This is a genomic window from Wolbachia endosymbiont (group A) of Paraperithous gnathaulax (assembly GCF_964028485.1).
GTDB lineage: Bacteria > Pseudomonadota > Alphaproteobacteria > Rickettsiales > Anaplasmataceae > Wolbachia > Wolbachia pipientis.
In genome coordinates, this window is sequence record NZ_OZ034784.1 from 546,121 (window position 1) to 565,476 (window position 19,356).

At 34.9% G+C, this 19,356-nt stretch carries 13 protein-coding genes and 3 pseudogenes; 5 read left to right on the plus strand and 11 right to left on the minus strand.

Annotation, left to right across the window (positions count from 1 at the left end; all coding sequences use genetic code 11):
• The first annotated feature begins 178 nt into the window (after window positions 1-178).
• Window positions 179-1,037: pseudogene (locus tag ABWU74_RS02910) on the plus strand (IS630 family transposase).
• A gap of 28 nt (window positions 1,038-1,065) precedes the next feature.
• Window positions 1,066-1,264, plus strand: a pseudogene (locus tag ABWU74_RS02915) (hypothetical protein); the annotation flags it as partial.
• A gap of 723 nt (window positions 1,265-1,987) precedes the next feature.
• On the opposite strand, the gene ABWU74_RS02920 reads toward ABWU74_RS02915, so the two are convergent.
• Window positions 1,988-4,351, minus strand: coding sequence for a hypothetical protein (locus ABWU74_RS02920; RefSeq protein ID WP_353289400.1), 2,364 nt, complete (start codon window positions 4,349-4,351; stop codon window positions 1,988-1,990).
• Window positions 4,352-4,449: 98 nt separating this feature from the next.
• A protein-coding gene (locus ABWU74_RS02925; RefSeq protein ID WP_353289402.1) for an IS5 family transposase occupies window positions 4,450-5,282 on the minus strand; the annotation gives its coding sequence in 2 pieces (ribosomal slippage) (window positions 4,450-4,913 and window positions 4,913-5,282; 834 coding nt in all).
• 148 nt (window positions 5,283-5,430) lie between these two features.
• Between ABWU74_RS02925 and ABWU74_RS02930 the strand changes: the two genes are divergently transcribed.
• The 3 genes and pseudogenes from ABWU74_RS02930 to ABWU74_RS06695 form a co-directional block, all read left to right on the plus strand.
• Window positions 5,431-9,759 (plus strand): hypothetical protein, encoded by a 4,329-nt coding sequence (locus ABWU74_RS02930; protein ID WP_353289403.1) that lies wholly within the window; start codon window positions 5,431-5,433, stop codon window positions 9,757-9,759.
• Between the two features lie 886 nt (window positions 9,760-10,645).
• Window positions 10,646-11,545, plus strand: coding sequence for a hypothetical protein (locus tag ABWU74_RS02935; RefSeq protein WP_353289404.1), 900 nt, complete (start codon window positions 10,646-10,648; stop codon window positions 11,543-11,545).
• A gap of 536 nt (window positions 11,546-12,081) precedes the next feature.
• Window positions 12,082-12,336 (plus strand): annotated as a pseudogene (locus ABWU74_RS06695) (AAA family ATPase); the annotation flags it as partial.
• A 71-nt stretch (window positions 12,337-12,407) separates the two neighbouring features.
• Here the strand turns inward: ABWU74_RS06695 and ABWU74_RS02945 are convergent.
• The 9 genes from ABWU74_RS02945 to ABWU74_RS02985 all read right to left on the minus strand — a co-directional run bounded on the left by ABWU74_RS02945 (window position 12,408) and on the right by ABWU74_RS02985 (window position 19,352).
• Entirely contained in the window at window positions 12,408-13,424 is a 1,017-nt protein-coding gene (locus tag ABWU74_RS02945; RefSeq protein WP_353289406.1) for a hypothetical protein, read from the minus strand.
• Between the two features lie 66 nt (window positions 13,425-13,490).
• A complete protein-coding gene (locus ABWU74_RS02950; RefSeq protein WP_353289407.1) occupies window positions 13,491-14,975 on the minus strand; it encodes a recombinase family protein in 1,485 nt (494 codons plus the stop codon).
• A 2-nt stretch (window positions 14,976-14,977) separates the two neighbouring features.
• Window positions 14,978-15,409, minus strand: a complete 432-nt coding sequence (locus ABWU74_RS02955; protein ID WP_353289408.1) for a DUF2924 domain-containing protein — start codon at window positions 15,407-15,409, stop codon at window positions 14,978-14,980.
• 4 nt (window positions 15,410-15,413) lie between these two features.
• Window positions 15,414-15,878, minus strand: coding sequence for an ankyrin repeat domain-containing protein (locus ABWU74_RS02960; RefSeq protein ID WP_353289409.1), 465 nt, complete (start codon window positions 15,876-15,878; stop codon window positions 15,414-15,416).
• 33 nt (window positions 15,879-15,911) lie between these two features.
• Window positions 15,912-16,637 (minus strand): ankyrin repeat domain-containing protein, encoded by a 726-nt coding sequence (locus ABWU74_RS02965; RefSeq protein WP_353289410.1) that lies wholly within the window; start codon window positions 16,635-16,637, stop codon window positions 15,912-15,914.
• Window positions 16,638-16,805: 168 nt separating this feature from the next.
• Window positions 16,806-17,963 carry a phage tail protein gene (locus ABWU74_RS02970; RefSeq protein WP_353289411.1) on the minus strand — a complete coding sequence of 386 codons (1,158 nt, stop codon included), beginning with the start codon at window positions 17,961-17,963 and terminating at the stop codon, window positions 16,806-16,808.
• A complete protein-coding gene (locus ABWU74_RS02975; RefSeq protein ID WP_353289412.1) occupies window positions 17,963-18,757 on the minus strand; it encodes a baseplate J/gp47 family protein in 795 nt (264 codons plus the stop codon). The genes ABWU74_RS02970 and ABWU74_RS02975 overlap by 1 nt, the downstream gene beginning before the upstream one ends.
• Before the next feature lie 2 nt (window positions 18,758-18,759).
• Window positions 18,760-19,095, minus strand: coding sequence for a GPW/gp25 family protein (locus ABWU74_RS02980; protein WP_353289413.1), 336 nt, complete (start codon window positions 19,093-19,095; stop codon window positions 18,760-18,762).
• A 2-nt stretch (window positions 19,096-19,097) separates the two neighbouring features.
• Entirely contained in the window at window positions 19,098-19,352 is a 255-nt protein-coding gene (locus tag ABWU74_RS02985) for a PAAR domain-containing protein (RefSeq protein WP_353289414.1), read from the minus strand.
• Window positions 19,353-19,356: the final 4 nt, after the last annotated feature.

Below are 19,356 nucleotides of genomic sequence, written 5' to 3' on the forward strand. Positions count from 1 at the left end.
CCTAAGATTAGTGATGTTAGGATACCTCTTGGTCACAGTACTAATAACCAGAATTATGGATCAAGATAAAAAAATAGTAAATAATTTGAGCATTTACAACAGGAAATTAGCATGTATAGCTCTTTTCATAGAAGTCCGGATGTGATAAGATAAGGATAGACGATGATAAGGAGGTTGAGTGCCAGCAGCATATAGTTATGACTTAAGGAAAAAAGCAATGGAAGCGCTAGACGAAGGAGAAAGCAGAGAAACAGTGGCAGCAAGATTTAAAATTGGACGAACTACTTTATGGGAGTGGCAGCAAAGAAGAAAAGAAACAGGAGACTTTCAATCAAAAAAACTTGGAAATGGAGGTTACAATCACAAAATTACCGACTGGGATGCCTTTGCTAAATTTGCCAGAGAAAACGGAGGAAAGACTCTGTCGGAAATGGCTAAACTTTGGGGCAACGTTAGTATCCAAACGATCCACCGAGCTCTCAGAAAAATTGGATTTACGCGCAAAAGAAGACATATGGATACAAGGAAAGAAACGAAGAAAAACGTGCTGAATTCTTAAAAATTATAGCAACAAAAGAACCAGAAAACTTAGTTTATATAGATGAGTCTGGCATTGATAACACAGAGGACTATCCATATGGGTATTGCCAGAAAGGACAGCGGTTTTATGGCCTAAAATCTGGAAAGAAAACTCAACGAATCAGTATGGTTCAGCCTTAAGTAGAAGAAAGATAGTTGCTCCATTAACCTTTGAAGGCCACTGTAATATGGATGTTTTTAATGGATGGTTTGAGCAATTTTTGACACCGATCTTGGAACCTGGACAGACTGTCATTCTTGACAATGCTACTTTTCATAAGTCTGGTAAGATTATCGAGCTTGCTAGAGGAGTTGGTGCAGAAATTTTGTATCTGCCGCCGTATTCTCCAGATTTCAACAAAATTGAGCATCACTGGTTTGCTATAAAAAACAGAGCTAGGAAAAACATTCCTCTATTCGAATCCTTTCGTCGTGCTGTTGATTCTGCCTTCCTATGACCTGTTCGGACTATTATGAGAAATGCTATGGTGTGATAATACTAAGGATTTGCTAATTTTTCAATTAGCTGATATACAAGCTTTTACACAAGCATTACCTGATCAGTATAAATGTAGTAATCCAATAGAATACTGTAGAGAATATTACCTAAAAGAAAAGATGGAGTTTGCTAAGTGGGAAAAAAGGTAGAGAAACACCAGATTGGTTGCTAGACAAAATACTATAGGTTATAAAATAGAGAAGCTATCCAAAACGGCAAGAAAAAAGGTAAAATGAAAGCTAAAATAGCCATAGCTAAGTCTACTTAAGACCAGTGTCTCTAACACAAATTCTGGATTATATTTTAGGTAAATTATCAAAAATCTCCACTCTTTCAACTAAGTCTGATCAAATTTAAAATGGCAGTTTTTTGCATACCTTAACATGGTCAAGCCATTGAAAATCTTGAATTCTACTGAATTGATGATAATTTGAAGATGTCTGCTGCTTAAATTTAGGTACATGCTAATTTCCTGTTGTAAATGCTCAAATTATTTACTATTTTTTTATCTTGATCCATAATTCTGGTTATTAGTACTGTGACCAAGAGGTATCCTAACATCACTAATCTTAGGAGAGCAGAGCATTTTGATCATCTAGGATTTCAAAAGTTGAGCTAAGGACATAAAACTAATCCCTTAATACAACCACTTTGCTGTTCCCTCGCCATCATGCACAGAGCCCAAAAAAATCCTGCTAATTTTTCCACTAAATTTGGTCTTTTCTTCATCTATATCTCCTTCTACGCCTAGAATTTTATTCGCCAATTGTCTAGAGCGCCAAGTAATGTTCTATATCACTGTCAGCAGCTAATTTGCCGCACCGAGAGCTGATAGACCCTTTCATCTTTCTCTCTACCTCTTTTTCACTAAATCTTTTGGGGAGTAAAACAATATATTTTTCCAAACAGTTATAAACTAGGAACCATAAAAACATCTTCATGATTAGCGATTTTAAAAGTTTGATCAAGTTCAATATTCCTAAGCGTTGTACTTGCCTTATATGAACAATAACATCCCAATGTAAGGAAAGTTAATGCAGTCAAAGCAAGTGAAATAGATATTCCTAAATGAGACATTGTTAAACTTGTGCCAACAGCAAATACTCCAGATAATATAAGAGAAGCAGAGGCATAAATTATTTGCTTTCTACCATGAGTGCTTGCTGCTGAGAATTGAGATCTTACTGCTGAACTTTTTTCAGGAACTTGAGATAGGTTACTAGCCCTTTTACTATAACCTTGTTTTACATTAACTAGATCCACGTTCTTTGTAGGTACCATCGCCTCAGTGCCAACTTCCGCCTCCATTTCATTTTGGGTTGAATTATCGAGCTTCCCCCTCTTTTCAATAGCTGCAAGCTCATTATACAAATTTTCTACAGAGCACAAATGTGAGATCCCGGCACTCAAGCTTTTTTCAACGTTTTCTAATCGTTTATTCTCTGCCTTTAATAGTTCTACGCTGCTCAATAATATAATCCTTTCTGATAAGAGTTCCTCAATTTGTTCTTTCATTATATCTATCTCTTCTATCAACTTCTCCTGTTCTATCTGTCCATGACACTTAACATCTGATTGGGTAATTTCTCCGGATTTGCTTATGTTCTCTGTTTGTATAGCAATACTTTTTGTTTCGCTTGCTATTAAAATGTAGTCGTCACGCTTGTTTAACTCATCATTTTCCCATTTTAATTGCTCGTTTTCTGCAATCAACTTATTTTTATCTTTCTCTCTTTCTTCTATCGAAGCATACAGCCTATCTCTTTCCTCGAGTACGCCACGTAGTTGATTCTCAATCAAATTGTTTCTATTGAGAAGAACTTTGTTCTTTTCTACAAGTTTAAGGTTTTCTTCGATCAATAATTCATTTCTTTGATCTAGAGAACAATTCATTTTTCCTTGTATTTCCAATTTTAATTTAAGTCTGTAAATTTGTTGTAAAAAATCCCCAGATGAATTTTCGAAATTGCCTCCGGACTCATTCTGTAGACATTTTTTGCCACTTTCACTGATAAGTTCTTCTACAACATTGAAAAACCCTTGCAAGAACATCTTCAGCTCTGTTAACTCTCTACTTAATGACGTAAAATTTTGTTGTTCTAGTATTTCCTCCACTTTGTTCAACCTATCTACAATTAGTTTCATAGGTTCAACCATTCTACTTGCACCACTTAAATTCATCTTGCCACTAAGATCTGCTTCATTAAACGGATCTTCACTCGTAGAAGTGTGGTTAGATTGACCGATCTGTTTAATCGGAGTACTCGAATTAATCAAATTTATATCAAAGCCAGAAGGTACGCTCATATCACTTAAAACATTAATTGAGTTGCCCAGAGAAGATATGCCACTATTTTCAATTAATTCACTATTATCGGAAGCTTTCTGATCTTGTCTCTGATCAACAACAATGTCTGTTAGACTAGCACAATCTTTCTGATCTTCTTCACTGCTTTCACTCATAAAGCGCTTCACTCCCATTACCGTCCTAACATTCTCTCCAAGTTCTTCTCTTTCAATTATAGTATGAGATTCATTTTTTTCGTAGTTAATTTTGTCATATAATCGTTCACATTCTTTGTAGGATAATATTGGTTGCAGCGTCTTCTTCTTTACTTCTTCATCGTAGAAAGCTCTCAGCTTATCATTTGATAATATTGCTATAGCTTCTCTTACATCAGGATGTAATTGAGAATACCCATTTCTGCATGAATTAACACGGTTCAGTAGAAAAATCTTAACAGAGTGTTGCTTGTATTCCATAAGTTCCTCTAATGTAATCCCCATAACTTCTTCTTGTGATTCTATGTATTCTAGAGCTTCTTCAAAGTCTTGTCTGTTAGAGGTGAGAGGTTGAGCTTTTTTTAACTTTTTGATCTCACTATCTTTTGGATGCACACCATTAACTTCAATAACAGGGATAACACTTGCAGAGTCAATTGCATTTAACACAATACTACAATCATCTTGATTTTTTAAGAAAGCTTTTAGCTGTTTTTTAAATTCCAATAAATTACTTAATTTATCTTCATTAGTTCTAGATTTTTTGATTTGATCATAAACGTTTCTGGCTGCTTGGTTGTTCTCTTTATCAGTCCTTATTTTACTTTCTAACTTACCAAGGAGTTTGCTCAGTGGTTTTTTAAGTTTCTTATAATTGTTAACAAGCAGTTCTCTTATCCGTCTTTCAAAATCTCCTTTTCCTTTGAATCTCAAAACAGTATATAGATCATCTTCAGCCCTCTGCTGATCGAATTTTGTATTTACAACCATACCCTTACCTAACACAAATGGAACAGAGCAGACACTGCTGAACAGAACTTAAGGGCGAAGTTAAAACCCACTTAGAGCTTGTCCGCAAACCATAAAATTCAAGCATATTCCCTCTTTAACATCAATCTATTCATAGCCAGATATATAAAATTTTCAGTAGATGTTGTCAGCAAATCATATTCTTTCGATAGTCTCCTATTCCTATTTATCCAGGCAAAAGTTCTTTCTACAACCCACCTTCTCGGCTGCACTTTAAATCCTTGCTCTCTCGCTGGCAACAATTCTGATGGTGTGTCTCGGTGTACCCAAAATCTGCATGGAGGCCTTTTAACAATCTCAATTTCTATGTTATATTCTCTCTTTATATGATCTTTTAAATCTTTTCCTTGATATCCCATATCAGCCCACATTTTCCTAACATTGGTATATTTTTTCCTCATATTATCTAATGCTATCTTAACTCCATCTCTGTCATTTTCATTTCCAGATCCCACATAACATCCCAATATAAAACCCTGAGTATCCGTGATTATATGCCTCTTTCTACCTTTAACTTTTTTTGCTCCATCGTAGCCTTTTGTCCCCCTTTTTCTGTCGTTTTTACAGATTGGCTATCTACTATACACGCACTTGGCTCCTCATTCCTTCCCATTTTTGACCTACTGTATTTACTAATATCATAGTTCATTTTCTCGAAAACTCCTTGCTTTTTCCATCTTCTAAATTGCTCATATACTGTCTTCCACGGTGGAAAATCATTTGGTAAATAGCGCCATTGGCATCCTGTACGTAGCACATAAAAAATTGCAGATAATACCTCCCTTTTGCTATGTTTCAGAGGCATTCCTCCTTTCTTGTATGATACTCTAAAGTGTTTCTCTATTAGCAACCACTCTCTTTCACTTAGATCTGTTGGATACTTCTTTCTCATTTCTAATCCCTTTTTTAAAACTCATATACTATCCCTTTTTTTGTTTGCGGACAAGCTCTGAGAAGCATTGTTAGTCATAGAAAAATATCTTGCTTTAATAAACTTTTCAACTATTATATTAGAAGTTTAATACGATTAGGGTGGTATAATGTTTCAAAGTGGTAGTACCAGAGTAAAGAGAGAGCCTATTTCTATCTTTAAACAGATAGCTCAGGAAGAAGATCAGCAAAAAAAACAAAATTTTGAAGATTTGTTAAATCAACTAAGAACGTTTTACCCTAATGACCTTAAAATAGGGGTGGCACTTAAAACAGGAGATTGCTTTTTTGACTCTGTGGCCCAAGGATTGAATGAGCTAAATATAAAATCAGGTTATCGTTTTACCGCAAAATCATTAAGAGAAGGTTGTGCAGATTATGCTAAAGCAAACAAAGGGTCGGATTCGTGGGTTTATAAAGCGGTAATAAGAGATGCTGAAGACTATTACGTACCTCAAAAAGATCCAGATGGAGAAGTAATAAGCGAAAATGGACGTAATAAGCAAGACAATGCTAAGTCCTTTTTTAAATATTTAGAAGAGATTAAGAAGATGGCTATAGGATCTGGTTCTCCGCCTATATGGGGTCGTCCAAGTATTGAAGGGAAAGTGATATGTGACAAGTACAAAGTGGAGCTTTATGTCCATTCAATAGAGGAAGATAGTAAAAAAGTTACGGTAACTAAAATTACAGCACATGGTTGTGATCCTGAAGTTTTTGTACAAGGTGTGAATCTCGATCAACTAAAGGTAGATAATAGCAAAAAAAATTTAGTACTAGTGAGTTACATGAAACATTTTGTGCCACTTCTTAAGGACCTAGAAAAAGACATTGAAGAAGCTATAGAAGTTTCTAGAGAAGAGGTTTATGGTATAGAAGATCGTGATCTTGTCGCTGCAGCTGGTGTTTACGATAAATTAAGGCAAGTGGAATTCAATGATGATGATTCAGGTAATCCACATACATGGGCAGGTATAGATCAAATAAGTTCATATGTAAATCGGGCTATTGATAATGATGGAAATGAATTAGCTTATTATATTGGCCCAAATAATTTTGGTTTTAATGATGAAGAGAGCATAAAAAGTACAGCCAAGCATATCTGTAAGAGAATTGGTAAAGATAGTGATATTGTAACTGATTATAAACCTTATAGGCCTGCTATTGTTATCTCTAACACCGTTACAGTAATTGTTGAAAGTTCTACAGATGCAAGTAAACAGGGTGGTTCTCATTGGATCGGTTGGGTGCTATTACCTAAACAATATGATAGCTTATCGGGTAAAAAAATAAACAATAAAAAATATCAACTTCTCTTTTTTGATTCATTGAGTCAGAAATCTTTTCCTGAAGGGTTAAAGAAGTTTTTAACAGAAGGTGGTGAAATTACTGAAAAAACTGATGAAGGTGAAAAACAGATAAGGCTAATGCCTTTTTGCAAAAAAGAAGAAATTGACTTTATAGATCTTAATGATTCAACTGGTCAGCAGATGAATGGAAGCGATTGTGGTTGGTGGGCAGTTTATTATGTGTTGATGACTGTGTACACCGGAGGGGTAGAATTTCTTGAGCCATTAAAAGGAAAAAAGTTATCTGCAAAGCCTCTACGTGGTATGATGGGTTTACAGGAATCTGCTGAGCAGCTGCCAGATCAGCCCAGAAATAAGCCTCTTGATGATCTTGAAAAAAAGATTGAAGGTTACCTTGGCGAATCTTTCCATTTTGCTAATATCTTTGCAGGCAGAAGAGAAATCTATTTAGGTAACAATCAAAATGACACTGAAGAAAGAAATTTAAAGTTTGCTGTTCTAACTAATAGAAAAGATTCACGTGATCGACAAATTGTAAGATGCTACACTATTTCTCGTACGCTAAACAGTCGTGGCTCAAGATTCAGTGAAAGAGAGAGGGTATTGGTAGAAAAAGAACTACCTAGTAACAATACTGGAGGGGTTAAGCAATCATTCGCATTTAAAGAGTACAAAATGTTCATGGGGGAGAAGAAAGGAAATGAGAGAGAGTTAGTCTGTAGGTCGTTTTCTGAAAAACAAGAATTTAGAAAAAAGATAAAAGATTCAGATGTATGTAACAGGTTTGAGGCATTAGATGATCATTTTTCTCCTCCACATACTTCTACACCAGTTACCAAAAGAAAGATACCTAGAGGACATGGTAAGGCTTACGCGTATCAGTTTTTAAAGGATCTACTTGATATAGAGATGAGTCCTGATGTGCTAGTAGATATTATAATTGATAGTACAGATGATACTAAAATCACTGTAGTAGGACGTCCAAAGGTATTGGGAAGTTCTACAAAGCAAATGCGTCATGTTATACCATATTCTTCGATAAAGAGTGCTATTGAAAGTGCGGTGAAAGTAGAAGAAAAAGGTGGCTACACATTATATGTGGAAAACATGGTAGAACAAGTTATGATTCCACTAATGATAAGTAAAGGAGGTATTTGTCTAACAGATGAACAATATAATGATCTCAAAAAGAAAGGGGTTATTCCTTCTGGTGAATATGATGAATCTGAACTCACAACTGAAACTAAAGAAAGGCAACGTAATAAGTATCACTTAATATATGGTAAAGAATTTATAGAAAAATTAGAAGGAGTTGGTGAGAATGTTTTATCTGAAAATGAAAAACAAAAAGCTATAAGTAATTTTCAGACAAGAATTCGTAAATATATAGAGCATGGCATTGAGCACCTTGTTAAGGAGCTAGGTCCAATGAATCTATCGGACATTATAGTAATCTGTGAAGGAGTTGCCAGAATAATATTAACTATGTTTAACCAAGACAGATATGCTGCTTTTCCTGATGAAGGTAATTCTTTATTGGAGGAAATCCGGTTATATAAAAGTAAAGATATTGAAGAAAAAGCTAGAACAATAAAGTTACAAGAACAAATAAAAGGAAAGTTATTTGAGGTACGACTACATGACGAAATTACTCAAGAGATAAATGATCAGAATATTAAAGATTATGATTCGCGTATTAGAATTGTGAATAATGAAGGATATATAGTAAAGAGAACAGTATATGCGTTAACTGTTTTAAACTCTTTACTAGATGTGACTTCTTATAGTTTTGACGTACAGGAAGCTCAGAAATATCTGAATGATTATAATAATAGATATGATTTTGCTATTAGAACACATAGTCAAGGTTTAGGTGATTATAATAAAGAGATCAGTAGAGATAATCTAAATAATGTTCTTTATCATCATATAGCAAAACATTTGTATGCAGTATTTGATTTTAAACCGTTAGAAGAAAGAGTATTAACGCCAAGACAAAAAGGAGAAGAAAACACTATAAAAGTATATCCTTCTGCTACTGAAACAGAAACAAGAATGTATTCAATACAACAAGGAAATGAATATAGAGAGTCACAAATTAATTCTGCAAAAGGTTATAATAATACGGCAGTATTTCGTTTACAAAGGGATGGTAAACAAATGGATGATAAATTAATGGGAGAAATACTATCTAGTAAGATTGTTCCCCATGTTATTATTCATCTAGTGCCATACAGGCAATTAAGGGAGGGGTTTCTAGAAAATATAGTGGAAGAAGGATTAGGGAATGGAACGCAAGAGATACTGAAGTCTTTTATAGATTTAGTACGGCAAGATTATATTGGTGCACCATTTCACGGAAGGATTGGAGAAGTACTAAGTAATGATTGGGTAAAGGAAATACTTGAAAGATACCAAGAACAAAATAAGTCTTTTTCTGAAGCAAGTAGTATCATTGTAGATGAAAGTCACACTAAAAAGCCGCCAGGAGAAGGTGGTATCGATGGAAGTGATATTATAAAACTACCAAAAGAAGGCGTTGTCAGTGATATTGAGCAACGCTTAAAAGGAAAAGGTGTTAAGGAACATATATACAAAGGAGGTTATATGAAAAAACGTAAAAGTAATTTACAAATGGTATTTGAAGATTCACACTCGCGCTTCTTAGCTCGTTCAATAGATAGGAATGATACCGGCTCAATTACACAATGGGTGGAAAATAACCTAATGAAAAGTGATGACCAAATAAGAGGTGGTAAAGTATCAAAAATTGCTTTTCATGAGGCAGAAAAATCATTAATTAGAGAGTATATTCTTAAAGGTGAGTTTGATAATATTGTCACTCTTCTTGATGCAATTCATAATGAGAAGTTCAAAAGTAAGGATAGCTATAAAGAATTAAAAATAAAAGAATGTGAAGTACTGACAGGTGCAATAGTAATGGCAAGAGGGTCTTTAGAAAGAGATGACACTATGCACAAGAATCTGAATGATTTGTTAAAAGATAAACGAGAGGAATTAAAAAAAATGGAAGGTATAGATCTTGAAAAAGATGGAGTATCTACTAGAATAACAGAAGCTCTTACCATAGTTCAGGTTAATTCTGCAGGTAGTTCTAAGGGTAAGTAGTAAATTTCAATGTTTTGTTAAGGCCTTATAAGTATGTGGTAGGCAATACTATATTAATTTCGTCTTCCTACCATGTCACTGGTAAGAGTTTATAGGTTCTGTATGGTTTTGCGGCGTTTTTATGTTGAGTGGTCATACAGTACCAGACTGATACTACTCCAATAAATAACGATCTCTTAACTATAAAAAACCTCAAGTTGTTCGTTCCATATGTATAATTATGTTTCATTAAAAATGCCTTCCTTAATTTTTGGATGTCAGATAATTTAAACGTAAGATCCACTTGAAATGTAAAATTATCATAAATTTTTCTTTTTATTCTCAAGTGAATTACTATTAATTTAGCATTATATATTGCTAATAACTTAAATAATCCAACCATTTCCAGCAACAAAAACCGCTACCCGTGAGAACAATTTTTCTTGGGATGCGTTGGCCTACCATGTGATCTATACGAACTTTTTTATATGATGATTTCATTATACACTAAAGCCAGTTATATTGGCTCACTTTAGCTAAGTTAATATATGAACTAATCTGTTTAGCTTTGTTGCAATAACTTCAAGCTTTTATTTTCATAACCCTACTTTTACGTAGCTTGTTCTCACAAAAATGTGATCTTTTTTACAAATTTGACAAGGTAAACAATTCTATCTTTTCTAACGCTGCAGGGCTAAGCATTCTCCACTAATTTTGACTTAATCTATTAACGTAATCAAGAACTGTCATAATACTAACAAACATATTTACTCCTGGAAAAATGTTGCTACAATCGACTAGGGGTTTTGTGTTAGCTTTAGTTAGGCTAGTTTTTGTTAGTTAGTTCTTGTATTAAGTTTTTCTGCAATGTCCTTTCATGTATTATATGCGTTGGGGTAAAGTTGTTATGTCAAATCAAACTTTTAAGGGAATTCTCTACAGAACTTTCGGATTCAAAAGAGATCAATCTATTGAAGAGGAGCTGAGTAAGTATTGCAGGAAGGTGGTTTGGGCAGAGTTTATTGATTGTCTAGAATTGGAAATGAGTGTTAGTACATCAAACACATGTGTTGTAACAAACATCGTTGATATGATTGCAAAGAAACATCCAAGTAGTAGTTTTAGCAAAGTTAGTCATATAATATCGAATAAGCCACAAGATGCTCAAAAAAAGAAGCTAGCAATTAAACAAGTTACTAATATCTTAAAAAAGATGGACCTTGAGGTAGCCTTTAATGAACTTGCAGAGATAAAACGAGAGGCTGAAGATATTTTAAAAAGTCCTCTCAATTTACCAGGTGGAGATGGTTTACCTGGTGTGACATCTTTCGAGAAAACCGTTCAATATATAGATGGATTGGAAAAAATGTTTGAAGCAAGGAAATCACACGAATATGAACTTCTTTTATTCTCACGTAAACCACCATATCACAAAGCGAATCACGACAAGAGTCAGTCTTACGTTACAGGGCAGAAAGCGACAGTAGGTCAAACTGATGAAAATAACAATCAAGCAACATTACAGGAAGAGGGTATAGTATCAGCGCTTGATCTTAAGATGCCTTCTGTAGGTAATGGTACGAGTAGGGTTTTGTGTGTTACAGATTACGAGCATCAGTATGGTGTTTCTCGTAAATGGACTATTAGTTCTATTGAGGCATTGAAGAGTTTGCCTAATAATGCGGTATTAAACATTGAGACTTTTTTTCTAGTCGTAAGAGTATCTTTCAACTTTTTAAAACTTCTGATCAAAAAGTTGAGCTTTCTCTCTCTGGTGGTATTACCTATAAACTTGATTTACGTATGATTAACAAAGGAGGTCTAGAAGTGCTACTTAATAAACTAGCTGATCCCATTAATAGTTTACCTACTGTTGAAATGCCAATTTTAGAACAAAGAAGTGGTAAAAATAAGAAAGCTTTCATTCAGTTAGCTGAATGTGTAGCGCAAGGGGATTCAATACAAGTATCACAGCCGGAAAGTTTAGTAAATATTAGAGATAACAATCGTCGCACACAACTTGTAGACGAAAGTAGTCAGCCGACCCAAGAGAACAGTGGTATTGATGCTATGGATGATTCCGATAATGATGAACATTTCTGTAGTGCAGTACAATATATGAATTCAGAGAAAGCGCACAGCGCTAACGTGGTATCTTCCGTTAGTAGTAATCATAGGAAAATTCAGCTAAATGAATCACCATCTGGTAGAAATCAGGTATTTGATCAATCTATCCTTTGGAATGGACTCAAAGTGCAAGAGGCTAAAAATGAAAATAATGACATGAAAGCAAGGCTGCAGGAATCTGAAAGTAAGGGTAAAGGAGTAGAGAGTCAAAAAGAAAAATTCTTTGAGGCAAGCACTAATAGTAAAAAGCAAAGTAATTACCCCTCTGTTTCTTTTATATTATCTGGAGTATTTGCCGTTGGTGCAAGTTTAACAATGTCTCATTTAGCAATATGTATTTCGCTTACCGTGGCTGCGTTAACTTTTCTTGCATTAGGGTGTTACTATTCGTATAAGGCGAATACAGCGCTTAGTAATATTGAAGTTGATCAAATCGGAAATTGTGTTAATCCTACAGCTTCAGGAACTTAGGTAGCCTAAGTTGGAAAGGGTTAAGTTGGGTTAATGGAGAGGTTCTTCTAGAGCATTGGTGTTCGTGTTTCTTAGGAATGTTCTCTTGCGTTGGATTGGAAGAGCTCTTCTACCTTTTCTAGCTTTGTACTCGGTTCTAGGGTACTATACAACACAAAGCCCATGCATGCCAATCCAGCAATCACTCCAACCGCTCCTATAGTATGCGCTTTCATGATATGTGATACAATACCACTTACCAGTAGCACCACCCCAACGACACCAACCAGAATGGCTCTTTGTTGCATTGTTTTTGTTGATGTTTCCTCATCTGCAATTTTGAAAGATTTATCGTTAACACAAGTGTTAGAAGAAAAGATTCTTAAAGCATTCAGCTCTTTTACCACCGTTCTTCCTGAGTTAGCGAAATTCCCTTGATTTTCTTCATTCCTTTCATAATCTTCACCATTATTAATCTTCTCGCACGGCTGAATGCCACCTTCTATGGTATCGGTAATTTCTTTTTGCTGTTCTGCATAAAAATTTTCTTTACACCCATCCGAAACTTCCTCAATATCTTCTGAAATATTACAAACTGATTCTTCCATAATATTCTCTATTGAAGAGTTTTTACCATCTTCTTCGCTTTTCATATTTGGATTCATCACTTCCTTATCATCCCAAGGCTCAAAACCTTCTACCTTTACTACACCATCTTTAACAGTACTATATGTACTTATTGGTTTTCCATGACTTCCTAAGTAGTTCGAGACTATTTTCCTACAGTTAAACTCCTCAAAAAGCCCATGTTTTTTAGCTTCTTCTAAAAGATCATTCTCAGCTTGCTTATTCTTGCAAAATCTAGCATAATGTAATAGTGTGAATATATCTCTTCTACGTTCATGTGTATCAACTATTAGTATCAACGGAATCTTTCGTGTATCATGAAAGGATTGACTAATTTTTTCACCGATACTTTTACCCTCTTGTATCCTTTCTAATAGCTTAAAAAGCTTCGCTTTATCCTTACTCGTTAACTGATCTTCGTAAAATGGCAAATCATAGGTTATATCTGCTTCACTAGTTTTTCCGGTAATTAGTTTTCTCATATTATTTTTTTCTTTGTATCTCTTATGTAGCTAATTTGTATTAGTAAAGTATTAATCGTGTGATTTTTAAATCGCTAATTTGCAAAATTTCTTCATCTGCTCACTCCAAAGCATTGGTATTTCCCTCAATTCAGCTAACTTCAAACCCTTTGGCTGCCTCCCATTTATTATGTCTTCCTTAATCTTTGGTGCTAAATAATTTAACCTTAAAATTTGCTGTATACGTCTTGTACCTACGTTTATTTTCTTACTCAGCTCTTTCACATTTCTATATTTTCCTTCCTCTAGATGACGTTTCCACAGATGGGCTCTCACCACTGCTTTGAGTAACGCATTATTTGTTTTGCCTTCTGGTTCTACTACCGTGCATTTGTTTCCTTTCTTTTTTATTGGTATAAATTCCACCTTATCCTCTGAACTCACCTCTATTCCATCTTCTTTTACCATTACTCCCTTTATTAACTTTTTCACTACTTCTTTTTGCTTTCCAAAACTTAAATTTTTCCACTCTTCCGCTTTTTCTCCCCATTTTTCATATAAATCTTCCGCTTTCTTCATCACTTTTTTTTCCACTTCTCCTGCTACTACTGTTCGATTTACTGATTCACAATTCTTTCCCCTTAAATGATTGTTGCATACGTAATATCGATATCTCTTATTCCCCTTTTTTGCATATGTCAGTGTCATGTTTACTTCACAGCTCTTGCACTTAATTATTCCCTTAAGTAGCGCTTCCTCATATTTTGCTTTTCTATATGGTTGATTCATTATCAATTCTTGTGCTTTTTGCCATTTTTCTTCCTCTATTATTGCCTCATGCTTTCCCTCATACTCTTTCTCATAATGTCTTATCTTTCCCATATATATTGGGTTTGTTACTATTCTCCTTACTGTCGCTTTTTTAAAGATATCAGACCTTGTTCGGTATCCTTCTCTGTTTAACTCTCTTGCCAACTCTGCCATTGACTTCAGCTCCAAATATCTTTCAAATATATGCTTCACCGTCTTTGCTTCTTTCTCATTTATTATTAATTCTTTATCTTTTACATCATACCCTAGCGGCAAAGTTCCTCCCATCCATAACCCTTGTTCTTTTGATGTTGCTATTTTGTTTTTTACTCTCTCTACTATCATCTCTCTTTCTAGTTGTGCTGCTCCTGATAACACTGTTTGCACGAACTTTCCCATTGGCGTATTATTGTCAAATATCTGCGTTACTGCTACAAAATTTACTCGATGTCTTCTAAAAAATGACGTTACTTCGATGCTGTCTTTTGTTTCTCTTGATAGTCTGTCTAATGTATATACTACTACACAATCTACTTCTCCTCCTTTAACATCTTCAAACAACTCCTTTATTGCTGGTCTTTCTAGGTTTTTTCCTGAATAGCCGCCATCATCGTACCTTTTGGCCAATACTACCCAGCCCTCTCTGCTCTTTATGTACTTCTCACATGCTACTCGCTGTGCATCAAGACTATTAAACTTTTGTTCTAGACCATCTTCATTTGATTTTCTTGTATATATCGCGCATCTTACTTCTTTCAGCATTTTCAACTCCCATTTTTATCACGCATTCCAAATAATAAAGGCCCATTGTAACTCATTCCCATTATTTTTCCTGCTACTGCTGACAATGACGTGTAAAACTCTTCTCGGTAGATTAAACCCTTATCTGTCACCATTACCGCATGCGTCTCTTCACCTCTCTCCAATATCAACTCTGTTCCTGCTACTGGCAACTTGTCACTACTTATTCTTTTTCCCTTCTCTAGCCGATCTGCCAGATACTCTAGTCTTTTTGTCCCCTTTCTTGACATTTCTCCATACGCTTCCTCCTGCATTCTATAAGCTAATCTTGGTATCAGATATTTCTTTGAGTATCTAGGCGCTTCTTTTCCAAATACCTTCTTCCACATTTTTCTCAGCTCATCCAAAGGTTTTCTCTCTAAATTCATTACTTTCTTTTCTATTTCTTTCTCCATATTTTTAGCCCTTCATAAATAGCTTTTCAATTCTGTCTGTTTCTTTCTTTAATACCTCGGTTATCTCTTTACTATTTTTCGCATAATCCATTGCTGTCATTCCAAACTTATCTTCTTGCTCTATTTCTGCTCCTGCTTTTACTAGCTCCTCCACTATTTCCACTTTCCCCACCATACATGCAAGGTGCAGCGGCGTGCATTTACTCTCATATTCCTCAGCATTTATATCTGCTCCTGATCTGATTAACTCTTTTACATTTTCTAGACGTTTCTCCGTTACCGCTAGGTGCAGTGCTGTGTATCCTTCTACATCTGCTGCATTCACATTCGCTCCTTTTTCGACTAATAACCTCACTGTTTTTGCGTCTATTGCATAATGCAGAGCTGTTCTTTCCTTCTCGTCTCTTGCATAAATATTTTTACATGAGTTCTCTAATAGAGATTTCTCTTTCTTACCAAGCTTTAACATAATCCACCTCACCTTTTCTTTAAATTTAAATCCCTAAGCCTTCTTTCTCACCACCTCATCTATCATTTCGTTCACTTTGCTCATTATCTTGCTTGCTAAATTTTGACATTCTTTCTTTATTGATGATTTGTCTCTCTTCCTTATTTCTTCTATCTCTATTATTTTTAACTCAGGTAAATAGCTCCTATCCAACATATCTGCTATTTCTCCCACTAGCCCCTCTATTCCATAGCACGTCAGTTTTCTACTTTTTGTTATTCCACCTTGCTTTCCCAGAAATTTCCTTGCCTTTTCATTCTCTCCATTATCCCATAGACCATACCTTTCACTCTCCCATATATAATACATTGGTGTTGCACCATATTTATCCAGTTGATTAACTGCAGCTCCTGCTTTTACTAGCTCTTTTATTATTGCAATTCCTGCCCCTAGCCTACATGCAGAGTGCAGTGGCGTACATCCGTTGATATATTTAGTGGCATTTACTTCTGCTCCTTCCCTTAGCAGTACTTTTACATTTTCTAAACTTCTCGCAAATACTGCGCAGTACAGTGGTGTATAACCCTTTTTATCTCTTGCATTTACCTCTGCTCCTTTTTTTATTAATAACCTTACTGTTTTGTAATCAGAGATTTCCACTGCTTGGTGTAATATCGTCTCTCCTTCTTCATTTCTTTTATTAATATTTTTAAATCCGTTACTTGATACTTCTTTAAAAAACTTACTAAAAGATTCTCTCTTTTCTTCGTTGAACCCCATTGCATACCTCACAAAATTAGCTTTTCTAGCGCCAGACAAATTTCTTATGTTTACCTGCCGCTATTCAAGTCATGTCCGTTTTAGCATAAGAAAGCAAGTCTTTTTCTTTTTATTTCATACACTTTAACCTATTATTAACATAATATATGAGGATATAAATATAAGTACTTAACTTATTATAGATATTACTTGACTATTTTTCCAATTTCTGTGCAAATGTCGATGTTCGTGCCACTTCAATACTCCCGGGTAAAACACTAAAATGTAATTTTCCGGTTCATGTATTGAATCCTTTTGCTTTGAATCCAATTCGCTTTCAAAATGAATGTTATGTTCTGCTAAGCTATATCTTGTAATCTTTTGACCAGTAAAATTCTCTACTTTGTAGTGGTGAGTAACGCTAAACCTTTCTAAAATTGGCTTGTGTTTTAAATTCCAATATTGCCCTGAAAGTTTATCGCTTCCCAATACAAATTTATTTCCTTCTTCTATGCTACCAACTGGAAAACATGTGTTTATTTCTCCTAAATTCCAACTGTCCGATAATACTATCTGTGCCTTAGCAAACTTTATTTCTGGTAATAAACTTTGTGGTAATGGATATAGTGCTTTTAAATTGTACCACTGATGACTCCTTTCATAAATGCCTTTGTAATCCTTTGTGTGAGGCTCTGTTTCCCCAAGCACTGCTACATCTAACCGATATATGTCATTACTAAATGCCTGCTCATAATGAACACGAAAAGTACTAAACTTAAAACTTGGATTTAAGATCTTTAGCTCAAATGTATTCTTCCGACCAAATGATAACACTGGTCCATCTTTTTCAACTTTTCTACCTGAATAGTCTGATAATAAGCTGCCGAATATACTTTCATCTAATATAAACCTATCAACGTTATAGTAGTCATTAAAAATCCTCATTAGCCTTGATCTTGCTGGTAATGATAGTTTTGCAAGTTCTACTACTTCATCTACAAAAAAGTCATTTGGAACATCTTTTATTCCTATTTGTAATTCAAAGAAGTGTTTACCAGGTGGTTCTTCGATGATTGTAATATCTTCTATATTTGCCCATTTTAGTGCTATTTTTAGTGATGCTGGAGTTCCTCTCAGTCTTTGAAATTTTACTCCTTCTATTACGGCTTTTCTTCTATCTTTTACCCAGCGCAGTATTTCTTCTAAACCATATTCTTCTATTATCCAAGGCAATGTTTCTTCTTTAAGACTAAACTTAAATCCTCTGATACAGCTCGGATCAACCTTATAATCTGTTGCATCAACCAGTGCTTGCTCTTGCTTTGTTGCGTTTGGGGGTAATAGCATTACTCAATCTTTAAATTTCGCAAATTTGCACACTCGTTACCTAGCACCACAATATCCTCTTTTGGCTCGATTAATTCCACATTTTCTACACCATCTACAAATAGATTCGCTATTATCCATGATTTTGTAACATTCCATCCCAGCCTTCTATTTGCTTCAAACTTCTTAATAAACTGCTTCTTGATTTCTTCCTCTGATATTACAGGACTTATGCTCATTCTGCTGTGAATATCTATTTCCGTAATATTGCAACCAATTACTGTTATCGTATCTGTTAAAACCCTTATATCATCTCTAGTAACCTGCTTTTTTACAATTTTAAGTAGCTCTTCTAACGCTATGCCAGTTGTGGATAATTGTGTTGATAAGATTGAAATTTGTACTTTCCCTGGTATAGTTAATTCCACTAGTGCATCTTTTACTCTACTATCTGCTGACAGTGCATGATATTTATAATATTCCTTACTTCCTCCTGTTGACCAACCTGCTATCTTTGCTTTTACCCTCTTTCTAAATCTTTCATCCTCTTCTTCTTTTTCTCTCTCTACTCCATAAAACTCAGCCAAATTATCAAGATCTTCTCCTGTCGCAAATTTAAGTAAGTTGCTCTTTACTGCTTCATTTATTCTTTCTCTAAGCAAAAGTTCTCTCCATGCTGCTACTTCTAATACCTTCATCGCTGGGTCACTTTCTACTAATGCTGTAAAACTTTCATCACACTTCACTAACTCTTCCTTCATCCGAGCAAAAATCTCTTCAAAGTTCAGTGGTTCGATAATATTTGGCTGCTGCATTTTTAAACAACTACTCCATTAATATTTATGAACTTACCTTCTGAAAGATAGACACCTTCTAAATTCAATGTTACTCTCCCTTCTTTTACTCCTTCAACTTTTACTTTTTCTAACTTAAATCTCTTTTCCCATTTTTCCAAAGCTTCTCCTGTTGCTGCATATATCTCAAGTGTTAAATCTCTATTTATTGGCTTATCCACCAATTCAAATAATCTTGACCCATAATCTCTCCTCATTACTCTGCTATTAATAGGGGTAGTTAAAATATCTACGACAGATTGCTTTAAGTGCTCTATTCCTTCTAACGCTTTTCCTGTTTTAGCATCCATACCCTTCATTTCTATTTTGCAAAAACGCTTTCACTGCCTTTTATTACTTTAAAACCACATGAAACTATATCTCCTACTCTTCCCGCTCCAAACCCATTTGCAAACACTGTTTTTGATCCTTGAATCATTACTTTTCCTTCACTAAAATTGTCTCCTTGTCTGCACATTGGCTTACCATTTACAAAAACATTGTTACTGCCGCTAATGCAAAAATGTGGTGCTGCTTCTGCACAATAATCTCCTACTCGCACAACTGATTTATTCATTCTT

Excerpts from the sequence above, each read along its gene's own strand:
- ABWU74_RS02945 (WP_353289406.1), bottom strand. The coding sequence starts at position 13,424 with ATGAGAAAACTAATTACCGGAAAAACTAGTGAAGCAGATATAACCTAT.
- ABWU74_RS02950 (WP_353289407.1), bottom strand. The coding sequence starts at position 14,975 with ATGCTGAAAGAAGTAAGATGCGCGATATATACAAGAAAATCAAATGAA.
- ABWU74_RS02970 (WP_353289411.1), bottom strand. The coding sequence starts at position 17,963 with ATGCTATTACCCCCAAACGCAACAAAGCAAGAGCAAGCACTGGTTGAT.
- ABWU74_RS02960 (WP_353289409.1), bottom strand. The coding sequence starts at position 15,878 with ATGTTAAAGCTTGGTAAGAAAGAGAAATCTCTATTAGAGAACTCATGT.
- ABWU74_RS02965 (WP_353289410.1), bottom strand. The coding sequence starts at position 16,637 with ATGGGGTTCAACGAAGAAAAGAGAGAATCTTTTAGTAAGTTTTTTAAA.
- ABWU74_RS02935 (WP_353289404.1), top strand. The coding sequence starts at position 10,646 with ATGTCAAATCAAACTTTTAAGGGAATTCTCTACAGAACTTTCGGATTC.
- ABWU74_RS02985 (WP_353289414.1), bottom strand. The coding sequence starts at position 19,352 with ATGAATAAATCAGTTGTGCGAGTAGGAGATTATTGTGCAGAAGCAGCA.
- ABWU74_RS02975 (WP_353289412.1), bottom strand. The coding sequence starts at position 18,757 with ATGCAGCAGCCAAATATTATCGAACCACTGAACTTTGAAGAGATTTTT.
- ABWU74_RS02980 (WP_353289413.1), bottom strand. The coding sequence starts at position 19,095 with ATGAAGGGTATGGATGCTAAAACAGGAAAAGCGTTAGAAGGAATAGAG.
- ABWU74_RS02955 (WP_353289408.1), bottom strand. The coding sequence starts at position 15,409 with ATGGAGAAAGAAATAGAAAAGAAAGTAATGAATTTAGAGAGAAAACCT.
- ABWU74_RS02930 (WP_353289403.1), top strand. The coding sequence starts at position 5,431 with ATGTTTCAAAGTGGTAGTACCAGAGTAAAGAGAGAGCCTATTTCTATC.
- ABWU74_RS02920 (WP_353289400.1), bottom strand. The coding sequence starts at position 4,351 with ATGGTTGTAAATACAAAATTCGATCAGCAGAGGGCTGAAGATGATCTA.